Raw genomic sequence first — 11489 nt, 5'->3', positions numbered from 1 at the left:
TCTCTGGTTGTGAAAGAGCATGCAGGTTAGACTTGGACATGGCGTATCATTCCTCTGTTGGTTGTGATCGTCGCGGTGATCAACCAACAGGATACGCCACCTCTTCAGCCTGCTTCCATACACCAGAAATCACCATAACTCTCTGTATTGTGCTTTCATTGTTTTTTTGTCTCTCGGTGCTTTCATATACTTTGTTATCGGTTCAAGTAATTACGAAGGATTTAGCTATTTTGTTTAAGTGATTTTATGAGATTTATCAATTAATGACTATAGATATAGTAACTGTAAACTGGAACGCAGGCACCCAGCTCCAGGATTGCCTGGAGTCCATCAACAGGAACGCCAAAGGCGAAGTCTCTCGGATCATTATTGTGGACAATGGCTCTACAGATGGCTCTGCTGATACAGTTGAGGGGTTGCCGAATGTGGAGGTAATCCGCACTGGAAAAAACCTGGGCTTCGGTGCAGCCTGTAATATTGGCGCGAAAGCGGGCCAATCTCCCTACATACTCTTTCTTAATCCAGATACCCGGCTGGAAGCCGATTCCATATCTGTGCCTTTGGCTTTTATGGAACGGCCAGAGAACGGGAAAGTCGGAATTTGCGGCATTCAACTGGTGGACGAGCAGGGCAGGGTCAGTCGAACTTGCGCACGCTACCCGACATTGGGGCGCCTGGTGTCCTCCGCGCTGGGATTGGATAAGTTGCCCGGTTTGACGGGCAGCGGCATTCATATGGCTGACTGGGGGCACGGCGAAACAACTCGTGTCGATCATGTTATGGGGGCGTTCTATCTTATTCGACGCCGGGCTTTTGAGGTAGTCGGTGGGTTTGATGAGCGTTTCTTCGTTTATCTGGAGGACGTTGATCTTTCAAAAGGTGCAAATGAAGCAGGCTGGCCCACGTGGTACTTAACCGAAGCCCAGGCCTTCCACGCCGGTGGCGGTACTTCCCGGCAGGTTAAGGCACATCGTCTTTTTTATTCATTGCGCAGCCGTTTGCTCTACGCGTTCAAGCACTTTCCCCGTTGGCAAGCCTGGTTGCTGCTGGTCGTTACCAATGTTATTGAGCCGTTTACCCGCTCGGCCTGGTGTCTGTTGCGCGGCGATGTTACCGGTGTTAAGCACACCTGGGCAGCGTATCGCATGCTTTGGCGCGCTATGGGCCACATTCTGCGAGGCGAGGGGCGCTATAACCCATGAAAGTCCTGCTGTTATCCCGCTACGGACCGTTGGGCGCCAGTTCCCGTGTTCGCTTCTTGCAGTATTTACCGTATTTCCAGTCAAAAGGCATCGAAGTCACTGTAAAGCCGTTGTTGTCGGATGCTTACGTAAAGGCACTGTACAAAGGCGGTTCCCGCTGGCGCGAAGTGTTGAAAGGCTACGTGGTTCGGATTCTGGCATTACTTTCTGCCCGACGGTTTGATGTCGTCATTATCGAGAAGGAGCTTTTTCCCTTTATGCCGGCTATTGCCGAACGTTTCCTGAAACTCATGCGCGTGCCCTATGTTGTGGATTACGACGATGCCCTGTTTCATCGTTACGATTGCCATACCTATCGTTGGGTGCGGAGGTTGTTGGGGCAAAAAATCGATTCCGTTATGCGCCATGCCAACTGCGTGACTGCCGGTAACCGGTACCTCGCAGATCGGGCCCGGAAGGCCGGCGCAAAAAGAGTCGAAATTATCCCGACGGCGGTAGATGCTGACCGTTACCGGCCCAGGCAAAAAGCGAACTCAGAAGTCCTGACAGTGGGGTGGATAGGCACACCGCAAACCAGTCATTATCTGGAAGTGCTGGTTCCTGTGTTTGAAACGCTCAAGCAAGTGCTGCCTGTGCGCTTTGTCGCCGTTGGGGCTAATCCGGCAGATTTTGAAGGTACCCCGGTGGAGACCTGGCCATGGACGGAAGCTTCTGAAGTGGACTCCGTGCAGCAATTTGATATCGGCGTCATGCCTTTGGTCGACTCGCTGTGGGAGAGAGGAAAGTGTGGCTATAAGTTGATTCAGTACATGGCGTGTGGAGTGCCCGTTGTGGCGTCACCTGTGGGCGTTAACTGCGAGATTGTCGAGGAAGGAAAAACGGGGTATCTCGCAAGTTCCCCGGATGAGTGGCGGAGCACCTTGTTTGATTTGTTGAACGAAGATCCCGCAGTAAGAGCCCGGATGGGAGGCAATGGCAGGGAGCGTGTGTGGCGATGCTATTCTACAGAGACTCAGGGACCACGAATTGTGGACGTTTTGAGGCGTGCCAAGGGAGCGGGCTGCGATGACGGAGTTTAAGAAAATACTCCCACGGCAGCCAAAGTCTTGGTTGATCACAGGCTTTGCCGGCTTTATCGGCTCCAACCTCATCACACTCGACCAAAAAGTAATCAGGAATTCTAATGTGTAAGGCGAGCAAACGTTGGCAGCCAATCCCAAAGTAATACTGTTCGTGGTCAATGCCCCTGAGTTTTTTCTGTCGCATCGGTTGCCGATAGCCGTTGCTGCCAAAGAAGCAGGGTACGTGGTGCATGTCGCCTCGGCTCCTGGGCCTGGCGTTGAGACCATTCGGGCGAAAGGTTTCCTCCATCACCCGATTGGTTTTGCGCGAAGCGGGCAGAATCCGTTAGTGGAACTCAGAACTCTGGTGAGTTTAGCCCGGCTTTTTCAGAAAGCTCAACCAGATCTTGTTCACCTTATAACTATTAAGCCGGTGCTCTATGGTGGCATTGCGGCGCGGTTGGGTCGGGTGCCTGGCGTTGTTTCTGCGGTTTCGGGGCTGGGTACGGTATTTCTGGCAGATTCCGTACTGGCAAAGCTGCGCCGATGGCTGATTGTCAAATTATACTCGGCAGCTTTCAAGCAGAAGCGTTTGGCGGTTATTTTTCAAAATCCGGATGATCGCGATACTTTGATCTCGCTGGGTGCTCTGCATGGTGGTGATGTCCGCTTGATACGAGGTTCCGGCATTTCGCTGGATGACTTTCCCTCTGTGCCTGAGCCGGAGGGGGGTAAGCCGGTGGTGGTGATGGCCGCGCGCCTGTTGAGAGATAAGGGGGTATTTGAGTTCGTTGAAGCGGCCAGACTCCTCTGGAATCGTGGTTTAGAGGTCCGGATGAGGTTGATTGGTTCCGCGGATCCGGGAAATCTTACAAGTGTAACTGAGGCGGAGCTTGATCAGTGGCGTAAGGAGGGAATAGTCGAATTATTGGGATTCCGCTCTGATATTGCAGCGCAGTACACTGCTGCGAATATCGTGTGCCTTCCGTCTCATCGCGAGGGGCTGCCCAAGAGCCTTGTGGAGGCTGCTGCCTGCGGGCGAGCCGTGGTGGCGACGGATGTGCCGGGTTGCCGAGATGCGATAACACCCGGTGAAACCGGGCTTCTGGTTCCTGTTAAGAATCCAGTTGCCTTGGCGAACGCAATTCAAAAGCTGATTGAAAATTCCGGGCTTCGGAAAAGAATGGGGAAAGCCGGTCGCATGCTGGCGGAAGATGCCTTTTCTATTGAGCACATTGTCGCCCAGCACTTGAAAATCTATGACGAGGTTTCGGGGCATGATTAACTACGGATGGTTTAGTTCATGAGAGTTTTACTAACTGGCGCCACTGGATTTATTGGAAGGCGCCTTGCGCACCAGCTTGACCAGTCGGACCGCGTTTCGTTGGCGTGTGCGGTCCGCCAATCTGGCACCGCAGTTTGTGGAAAAGAGTTTGTTGTTGGTGAGCTGAATACGAGCACAGATTGGGTGGCAGCGCTGAATACACAGGATCTGGTCATTCACGCAGCTGCCCGTGCTCATGTTATGCGGGATGAAACCGAAGATCCGCTGGCCGAATACCGCAAAGTTAACGTCGACGGCACGCTCAATCTTGCCCGCCAGGCCGCCAAAGCCGGTGTCCGACGGTTTATATTTATCAGTTCCATCAAGGTGAATGGTGAACACACCCCATTGAATCAACCTTTCAGGCCGGATGATAAACCTGCTCCCGAGGACGCCTACGGCATCTCCAAGATGGAGGCGGAGCAGGCATTGCAGGCTTTAGCTGAGGAAACCGGCATGGAGGTGGTTATCATCCGCCCGCCTCTGGTATATGGCCCCGGTGTAAAGGGTAACTTTGCCACCATGATCAAACTGCTTGAGAAAGGCCTTCCTCTCCCCCTGGGAGCCATCCACAACAAACGCTCTTTGGTGGCTCTGGATAATCTGGTGGACCTTATAATCACCTGCATTGATCACCCCAGGGCCGGTAATCAGGTGTTCCTGGCCGGAGATGGCGAGGACCTTTCTGCTACGGAGTTGTTGCGTGGAATCGGTAAGGCTATGGGTAAACCTGCCCGTTTGATTCCGGTACCTGCAGGGGTATTGATGTTCGGTGCGGGCCTGCTGGGTAAAACGGCAGTTGCGCAGCGCGTGCTGGGTTCTTTGCAGGTAGATATTTCGAAAGCCCGTAACCTACTGGGCTGGGAGCCGCCCTTTTCAGTTGAAGAAGGGCTGCGCCGCTGTTTCGATCCGGAGAATGTATGCTGATTCGTTTGTTTGATTTTTTCTTTTCCCTGCTTGGGCTGGTGTTGGGGGCTCCGATATTGCTGATTCTGCTGGTGGTGGGCCTTTTTGATACCGGCTCGCCGCTGTTCCGGCAACAGCGGGTGGGGCGGAACAAAAAACCGTTTACCCTGGTCAAGTTCCGCACCATGAGGAAAGGCACCGCTTCGGTGGCAAGTCATCTGGCCAGTGCCAACGCGATCACGCCTTTCGGCCGCTTTCTGCGTGGCACCAAGCTGGACGAGCTTCCCCAGCTGTGGAACGTGCTCAAAGGAGAAATGAGCCTCGTTGGCCCCCGGCCTTGTTTGTTCAATCAGGAGGAATTGATTGCCGAAAGGGAACGGCGAGGCGTACTTGGTGCCCGCCCCGGTATAACAGGCCTGGCGCAGGTCAATGATATCGATATGTCTACCCCTCGCCTGCTCGCGGAAACCGACCAGAAGATGCTTCAGAATCTCACCCTGCCTGCGTACTTCAAGTACATTTTCATGACCGTCGCCGGCAAAGGCGCGGGCGACCGTATACCGGGGGAAGGCGGGTAACCAGCCCACCTCGCGGTCCGGCTTTGCCTGAAATCTGGTTAAAATACATGCATTCTGAAAGCTTTAACAATTCTTTACCCGCCTAACTGCCTGAAACCCCGTGTGTCAGCCTTTTTTCCATTTTTCTGTTCCTGCGATTGCAGTAGAATCTGCGCGCATTCACCTAAGAGCATTCACGAACTGACAGGGACGCAGTCGGGAGTTTGTTGTCCCCGCCTTTATTTTGCCTGTCCTTAACTGATATCCATTCTATGACCTCAAAACACTGGGCCCTGGTCGGTGGGGCGGTAGCGTGCCTGATTCCTTTTGCCACCTTCTCGGCACCCTGGGTCAGTCCCGGAGATCTTCGGGCGCGGCACCAAATCCAGAGCCAGGCGGATTCCGGCCAGCTCAACCGGACAGTTACCACCTGGCCGATACAGAAGCAAGCCGTAGACCGCGAGACAAAGCGCGGAGCAAGCAGCCGTATCACTCTGGAAGGCGCCTCGGAGACACCCTTTCTGCGAAGCTTCGCCGGCGAACCCCGTGAACAAGGTGAGCTGGGCCTCGATATTGAGTACCAGGGAGCCTGGTGGGCAGCCGGTGTTAGTCCTTCCGTGGCTGTAAATCCCTCCGATGACGACACGCTCCGGCTGGATGGCTCTTTCATCACCCTCAGTGCCTTTAACTGGCAGTTCGGAGCCGGTGCTATTGACCGCTGGTGGGGCCCTGGCTGGCAATCCAGCCTGATCCTCTCAGACAACGCCAGGCCGGCCCCCGGGATCTGGTTTAACCGAGTGGACCAAGCTCCCTTCGAAACGCCGATCCTTTCCTGGATTGGCCCCTGGCAGTTAACCTTTGCAGCCAGCCAGCTCGAACAAGCGCGTGAAGTACCAGAGCCCTTGTGGGTTGGTGTCAGGGGGACGTTTCGCCCGGTTAAGGGCCTGGATATCGGGCTCACGCGGACCTTTCTGTTCGGCGGAGAGGGGCGTTCTTCAAGCCCGGGTACCTTCTGGGATGCCTTTACCGGCAATGATAACCCCCGGGACAGCTCACAAGACCCGAGCAACCAGCTCGGCGCCGTCGACGTTCGTTACGGGTTTGAGGTTGGAGGCGAGACTGCCGGGGTTTATGGCCAGATGATGGGAGAAGACGAAGCCGGAGGCTTTCCCTCCCGAAAATCCTGGCTCTTCGGTGCAGACGCCACCACGAGCCTCTGGGGCCGGCAACAGCGCTGGTTTGTTGAAGGCGCCGATACCCTTGCGGATAATCTGTTCGGGGATCCGATGCCCGATATCAGTTACGAGCACAGGGTCTACCGCACCGGGTACCGGTATAAGGGGCGGAACATGGCGGCATCGATAGATTCTGATAGTCAGTTGATCACTCTTGGTTATTACGACTTTTTCGAACGAGGCAGCACTCTGGGGGTCTCCCTCAGTTTGCTGGATCTTATGGGAAATCCCGATTCCCGCGTTAGCACACCGGATCCTGAGGTAGAATATACGGTTCCCGCACGCGATCAGCGTGTCTTTGTGGTTTCCGGGTACTACGAGATACCCGTGCGAACTGGCAAGCTGAGCCTTTTTGCACAATTGGCGGAAGACAAAATTGAAGTCCGCTCCGGTGAGCTGGATCAGTGGTCCTTGTCAGCCCGTTGGACCCATTCATTCTGATAAATCTTACTCATTCTGATACCCAAAACTCAGGCCCCGTGCACATGAAGTCAGTATCACCCAGAAAAATTCCCGGCAAATTGCTCCTGTCGTTGGTGTCTTCATTCCTGATGGCAGGCTGCGCCGCGACTGGAGGTGGGCATCAGGCTGCTTCTTCAAAAGGCTATACGTCAGATTGGATGTACACAGGGGACAGCATCACCTACCTTTCAGAAGCGCACTCAAACGAGGTGGAACAGGCTGGGCCCGGTGAAGTGGTGTCTCTGGCCAGGACGCCCTGGGGAGAAAACATCCGAATCGAAATGAAGGCCAGGTACTTCTCCGCTTCCGGAAAACCCTGCTTTTCAACCACCATCATAAGTCAGGGTGTTGCACCTGATGCCGTTAATCTTTGCAAGTACGGCTCGGGGCGCTGGGGTGCCACGCGGGCCTTCTCTCCTGCGGAAACAGACCGCCCGCAGCTGACCGTAGGAGACGCCAAATGAACGAGGTGTCTCTGAAAAAGCTCATCCAGGGGCTATTCTTGCTCCTGGCAGTTTCATTGGCCTTGCCACTCCAGGCCCAAAGCCTGGGCGACATTCCCGCCAGCCAGAGGGAAAGGCTATTACCGCAGCTTGAAGCGGCCACTCAGGCAAGCTCAGCATCCGAAGCGGATGCGGCCGCCAGTGAAGCGCAATCCAATACCAATCGCCAGACGGGCACCTATGGCCCGATTCTGACAGAAGATCAGAAAGCGGAACTGACACCCTTCGGCGCAGGCCTGTTTGAAGGCGGCTTCCGGGGGCTGCGTTCAGATGGCCTGAACCCGGATTACCGGGTACTCCCCGGCGACCAGATAACCCTGAGGCTGTGGGGTGCCATGGAACTGGACCGGGTGCTCCCGGTTGATGCCCAGGGCAATATCTTTATTCCCTCTGTAGGCCCCGTGCAGGTTGAGGGTGTCACTCACGCCCAGCTTGATGCGATTGTAAAATCCGCTGTGCGGAAGGTGTACCCGGATAACGTCAGCGTATACACCAACCTTCAGGGCGTTCAGCCGGTCGCCGTATTTGTAACCGGATTTGTGAACAAGCCTGGCCGTTATGTTGGCGTGCCCAGTGATTCTGTGCTTTACCTTCTGGATCAGGCCTCCGGTATCAACCCGGATCTGGGCAGCTACCGCAACATAACCCTCAGGCGAGATGGCAAGGTGATCGCCGAGCTGGATCTGTACGACTTTATCCTCAAGGGCGACTTGCAGCATCCGCAACTGCAGGATGGCGATACCGTTTTCGTAGAGCGCCGCGGCCCGGCGATCACCGTGCTGGGCGACGTAGGCCAATTCCATGTCTTCGAGCTGAAAGATGGCCCCTTGATGGGTGCCAGGCTCACTGAAATGGCGCCACTGCTGCCTGGGGTTTCCCATGCTTTGATACGCGGAAAACGTGGCGTAGAGCCCTATTCCGGGTACCTCCGGCTTGCGCAATTCAAGGCCACGGCACTGGCCGATGGCGACGAAGTGATTTTCCTGGCAGACCAGCGTGCCGACAGCCTGGTAGTGCAACTTGAAGGCGCCTACCTCGGCCGCTCCTATTACGTGGTTCCCAAAGGCACCTCCTTGCATGAACTGCTTAACGAAGTGGCGGTAAACCCTGAAGAAACCGCCTACGAGAGCATCTCCATCCGCCGGAAAAGCGTTGCCGAGCGCCAGAAAGAAGCGCTCGATGAAAGCCTGCGCCGCCTGGAAACCACCTACCTCGGCGCTTCCTCCTCTACGGCTGAAGAATCCGCCATCCGGGCCAGAGAAGCTGAATTGATCTCCCAGTTTGTGCGCGAAGCCCGCCAGGTAGAACCCAACGGCCGCCTGGTGGTGGCCCATCAGGGCAAACTGGTGGACATCCGCCTGCAGGATGGCGACGTGATCACCTTGCCCCAGCGCACGGATTCCATTCTGGTCAGCGGAGAAGTCTATATTCCGCAATCCCTGGTCTACGTACCGGGCCGAGCTGTCAGCGACTACATCGAAGCGGCAGGCGGATTCAGCCAGCACGCAGACGATGATCATATTCTCATCGCCCGCCAGAACGGCGAAGTTAGGGATGCCGGCGAAGTGCCATTGCGCCCGGGCGACCAGATTCTGGTCTTGCCAAAGGTTGAAACCAAGAATCTGCAGATCGCATCAACGGTCACCCAGATTCTATACCAGATTGCTGTTGCAACCAGGGTAGCCCTTGATCTCTGATGGCTGAAGCGATTGTTCGAAGCCCCTGGCGGGTAACCATCCACGTCTGGCATGCGCTGTTTATGCGTGAGGCACTGGCCCGCGTTACCGCGGACCGGGTTGCCTGGTTCTGGTTGATGGCAGAGCCGGTTGCTCATGTGTTGCTGCTGGTCTGGGTGCGGACGCTCATCGGGCATGCCCGAATCATTCCCGGTGCGGATTTCGTGCCCTGGCTGGTTGTTGGTGTAACAACCTTTATTCTGTTCCGCAATCAGATGAACCGTGGGATGAACGCCATTTCGGCTAACCGGGCACTGTTTGCATACCGGCAGGTCCATCCGGCAGACACCCTGTTTGTTCGTTCCGGCCTTGAGGGCGTGCTCAGCACCATTGTAATGCTGGTTCTGGTGCTCGTGTTTACCCTTCTGGGCCAGCACATGGTGCCGCATGACCCCTTATATGTAATCGGTATCTGGTGCCTGGTGTGGCTTTTCGGCCTCGGGGCTGGCCTTGTTTTCTCGGTAGTCATCACCGTACTTCCAGAACTGCAAAAATTTGTGACTATGATTATGTTCCCGTTGTATTTTCTCTCGGGCATCATCATTCCGGTACAGTATTTCCCCCAGGACATCCGTTATTATCTTCTATTCAACCCGGTACTCCACCTCATCGAGAATATCCGTTATGGATTTTTTGAGGGCTATCGGCTGATAGATGGAGTCAGCCTGCTGTATCCCGCCTGGTGGGTTCTCGGTGCCCTGTTACTGGGCTTGCTCTTGCAGGTGCGTTACAAGGTCAGGCTATTGGCCCAATGATCGAAGTGCGAGACGTATACAAACGCTACCACGGCCCTTTTGGCGGCGATTGGGTGCTCAAAGGTGTTGATTTCACGATCCCGAAAAACACCAGCGTGGGCATTGTCGGCCGCAACGGTGCAGGTAAGTCCACCCTGCTGCGTTTGATTGGTGGCATGGATGCGCCGGACAAAGGCAAAATCACCCACCACTGCCGGGTATCCTGGCCAATCGGTCTTGGCGGAGGGTTCCAGGGCTCTATGACCGGCCGCCAGAACGTCAAGTTTGTTGCCAGGATTCACGGCGGTAACAGCCGTATTCCGGAGCTGATCCAGAAAGTCCAGGATTTCGCGGAAATCGGCAAAGCCTTTGACCAACCCGTAAAAACCTACTCATCCGGTATGCGCAGCCGCCTCGCCTTTGGCCTGTCGCTGGCGTTCGATTTCGACGTGTACCTCTCAGACGAAGCCACAGCCGTAGGCGACAAAGCCTTCAAGGAAAAAGCCACCAAAGCCTTCCATGACAGGGTAGGGCAAGCAAGCATTATCATGGTTTCCCACCAGGAAGGCATGCTCAAAGATTTATGCCAGGCCGGCGTTCTTCTGGAAAAGGGCAATGCCACCTGGTTCGACAACATCCACGATGCCATCAAGCAATACCACGAGAGCCTCGGTAAATGACCCGATTTCTGAAGAAAAACCCGTTCTGGCTGCTGGCCCTGGTCGCTGTTCTGCTGGCGATAGTCTATTGGGGCCTGCTGGCAACAGACCGGTATGTATCGAGGGCCCACATAGTCCTGCAGTCCCCCGAGATCAACCCGGCCAGCCTGAACGTTTCTTCTCTGCTTTCCGGAACCAGCGGCTCCGGAGATCTGCTTTTGCTGAAAGACCACCTTGAGTCCGTCAACATGATTCGCAAGCTGGATGAAAAGCTGAAACTGCGAAGCCATTACACTCAGCCCAGCATTGACTGGTTGTCCAGACTTGAAAGCAAAGACGTACCCATCGAAACCTTCTACGAGTACATGCAAGGCATGATCAAGGTGCACTTTGACGATTATGCCCAGTTGCTGCAGGTTCAGGTTCAGGCCTACACCCCGGAGATGGCTCAGGCCATAACCCAGGCACTGCTTGAGGAAGGTGAACAGCACATGAACCTGATGGGCCAGCGCCTTGCGCAGGAGCAGGTTGAGTTTATTGACCAACAAGCCCAGCAGTTGGAGCAGAGGTTGTTCGAGGCGCGCGATGCCATCCTGAAATACCAGAATGAGAACGGACTGGTCGCCCCCACCCAAACCGTGGAAGCTATCTTTACAACCGTGTCTCATCTCCAGGCTGAGTTAGCCTTACTGGAAGCCCGGATCAAATCCCAGAAAAGCTTCCAGAGCGAAAGCTCTCCGGAGGTCCGTAAGTTGCGTAACGAAGCCCAGGCCCTTGAACAACAAATCGAAATCGAAAGAAACAAGCTGGCTCGCGAGAGTGGTGAATCCCTGAACCGGGTTTCTGCCGAATACGAAACCCTGGAAATGCGCGCCAAATTTGCCCTGGAGCTCTACTCCAATGCCCTTGTTGCGCTGGAATCAACCCGGGTGGAAGCCTCCAGAAAACTCAAGCAGATCTCCGTTCTGGAATACCCGACGCTTCCGGAATTTCCCACCCGGCCCGAACGGTTATACAACATCACCGTGTTCGCCATTATGGTGCTGTTGATCGCCGCCATTTTTCACCTGATTGCATCTGTCGTCAGGGACCATCGGGACTAACCAGATA

General features: G+C 55.1%; 12 protein-coding genes. All 12 read left to right on the top strand.

Features of this window, described 5'->3' with window-relative positions; genetic code table 11:
- Nucleotides 1-242 (top strand): hypothetical protein (locus AC13C0_RS12905; RefSeq protein ID WP_482954516.1); only part of this gene is annotated, 242 nt, incomplete at its 5' end.
- Nucleotides 243-263: 21 nt separating this feature from the next.
- Nucleotides 264-1202, top strand: coding sequence for a glycosyltransferase family 2 protein (locus AC13C0_RS12900; protein ID WP_482954515.1), 939 nt, complete (start codon nucleotides 264-266; stop codon nucleotides 1200-1202).
- Complete coding sequence (locus AC13C0_RS12895) at nucleotides 1199-2281, top strand: glycosyltransferase family 4 protein (protein WP_341582331.1); 1083 nt, start codon at nucleotides 1199-1201, stop codon at nucleotides 2279-2281. The genes AC13C0_RS12900 and AC13C0_RS12895 overlap by 4 nt, the downstream gene beginning before the upstream one ends.
- Before the next feature lie 124 nt (nucleotides 2282-2405).
- Nucleotides 2406-3548, top strand: coding sequence for a glycosyltransferase family 4 protein (locus tag AC13C0_RS12890; protein ID WP_482954514.1), 1143 nt, complete (start codon nucleotides 2406-2408; stop codon nucleotides 3546-3548).
- Nucleotides 3549-3566: 18 nt separating this feature from the next.
- Nucleotides 3567-4514 (top strand): UDP-glucose 4-epimerase family protein, encoded by a 948-nt coding sequence (locus tag AC13C0_RS12885; protein ID WP_341582329.1) that lies wholly within the window; start codon nucleotides 3567-3569, stop codon nucleotides 4512-4514.
- Nucleotides 4511-5071 carry a sugar transferase gene (locus AC13C0_RS12880; protein WP_341582774.1) on the top strand — a complete coding sequence of 187 codons (561 nt, stop codon included), beginning with the start codon at nucleotides 4511-4513 and terminating at the stop codon, nucleotides 5069-5071. Before AC13C0_RS12885 ends, AC13C0_RS12880 begins: the two co-directional genes overlap by 4 nt.
- A gap of 251 nt (nucleotides 5072-5322) precedes the next feature.
- Nucleotides 5323-6726: a capsule assembly Wzi family protein gene (locus tag AC13C0_RS12875; protein WP_341582328.1), complete on the top strand. Its 1404-nt coding sequence runs from the start codon at nucleotides 5323-5325 to the stop codon at nucleotides 6724-6726.
- A gap of 179 nt (nucleotides 6727-6905) precedes the next feature.
- Complete coding sequence (locus AC13C0_RS12870; protein ID WP_341582327.1) at nucleotides 6906-7211, top strand: DVU3141 family protein; 306 nt, start codon at nucleotides 6906-6908, stop codon at nucleotides 7209-7211.
- Nucleotides 7208-8947, top strand: a complete 1740-nt coding sequence (locus AC13C0_RS12865) for a polysaccharide biosynthesis/export family protein (protein WP_341582326.1) — start codon at nucleotides 7208-7210, stop codon at nucleotides 8945-8947. The genes AC13C0_RS12870 and AC13C0_RS12865 overlap by 4 nt, the downstream gene beginning before the upstream one ends.
- On the top strand, nucleotides 8947-9741 hold the full coding sequence (locus tag AC13C0_RS12860) for an ABC transporter permease (protein WP_341582325.1): 795 nt from the start codon (nucleotides 8947-8949) through the stop codon (nucleotides 9739-9741). The genes AC13C0_RS12865 and AC13C0_RS12860 overlap by 1 nt, the downstream gene beginning before the upstream one ends.
- Entirely contained in the window at nucleotides 9738-10400 is a 663-nt protein-coding gene (locus tag AC13C0_RS12855; protein WP_341582324.1) for an ABC transporter ATP-binding protein, read from the top strand. Before AC13C0_RS12860 ends, AC13C0_RS12855 begins: the two co-directional genes overlap by 4 nt.
- The gene (locus AC13C0_RS12850; RefSeq protein WP_482954513.1) at nucleotides 10397-11482 is read left to right on the top strand and encodes a KpsE/RkpR family capsule polysaccharide export protein; all 1086 of its coding nucleotides are present in this window, start codon (nucleotides 10397-10399) and stop codon (nucleotides 11480-11482) included. The genes AC13C0_RS12855 and AC13C0_RS12850 overlap by 4 nt, the downstream gene beginning before the upstream one ends.
- The last annotated feature ends 7 nt before the right edge of the window (nucleotides 11483-11489 follow it).

Source organism: Marinobacter sp. B-21, from assembly GCF_056857895.1.
This window is presented reverse-complemented; position numbering and strand designations above follow the sequence as displayed.